General features: G+C 65.2%; 2 protein-coding genes. Both read left to right on the top strand.

The genetic code is table 11. The annotated features are described in order from the left end of the window. The coding region (gene merC, locus HMPREF3143_RS10810) for an organomercurial transporter MerC (RefSeq protein WP_070533014.1) at window positions 1-380 on the top strand (380 nt) is incomplete at its 5' end. Between the two features lie 51 nt (window positions 381-431). Next, window positions 432-876, top strand: a 445-nt coding sequence (locus HMPREF3143_RS10805; RefSeq protein ID WP_139145866.1) for a cation transporter, incomplete at its 3' end; no start/stop codon positions are given.

Genomic DNA, 876 nt, shown 5'->3' with positions numbered 1-876 from the left:
GCAGCGTCGTTTCCGCGATGGGCTGCGCCGCCTGCTTTCCAGCCCTCGCCAGCTTCGGCGCGGCCATCGGGCTGGGCTTCTTGAGCCAGTACGAGGGACTGTTCATCAGCCGCCTGCTGCCGCTGTTTGCCGCGCTGGCCTTCCTGGCGAACGCGCTGGGTTGGTTCAGTCATCGGCAATGGCTGCGCAGTCTGCTCGGCATGATCGGCCCGGCCATCGTGTTTGCGGCCACGGTCTGGCTGCTCGGCAACTGGTGGACGGCGAACCTGATGTACGTCGGCCTGGCCTTGATGATTGGGGTGTCGATCTGGGACTTCGTGTCGCCGGCGCATCGCCGTTGCGGACCGGACGGCTGCGAACTCCCCGCCAAGCGCTTGTGAAAGACGGCTGACCGTGCGACACGGCGGCCCACACGAATAAGGAACGATGGTATGAGCACTCTCAAAATCACCGGCATGACTTGCGACTCGTGCGCAGTGCATGTCAAGGACGCCCTGGAGAAAGTGCCCGGCGTGCAATCAGCGGATGTCTCCTACGCCAAGGGCAGCGCCAAGCTCGCCATTGAGGTCGGCACGTCACCCGACGCGCTGACGGCCGCTGTAGCTGGACTCGGTTATCGGGCCACGCTGGCCGATGCCCCCTCAGTTTCGACGCCGGGCGGATTGCTCGACAAGATGCGCGATCTGCTGGGCAGAAACGACAAGACGGGTAGCAGCGGCGCATTGCATATCGCCGTCATCGGCAGCGGCGGGGCCGCGATGGCAGCGGCGCTGAAGGCCGTCGAGCAAGGCGCACGTGTCACGCTGATCGAGCGCGGCACCATCGGCGGCACCTGCGTCAATGTCGGTTGTGTGCCGTCCAAGATCATGATCCGCG

This window comes from Enterobacter sp. HMSC16D10 (assembly GCF_001807145.1).
Classification (GTDB): Bacteria; Pseudomonadota; Gammaproteobacteria; order Enterobacterales; family Enterobacteriaceae; genus Enterobacter; species Enterobacter roggenkampii.
The sequence above is the reverse complement of the archived record's forward strand: the minus strand, read 5'-3'. Positions and strand labels throughout refer to the sequence as shown.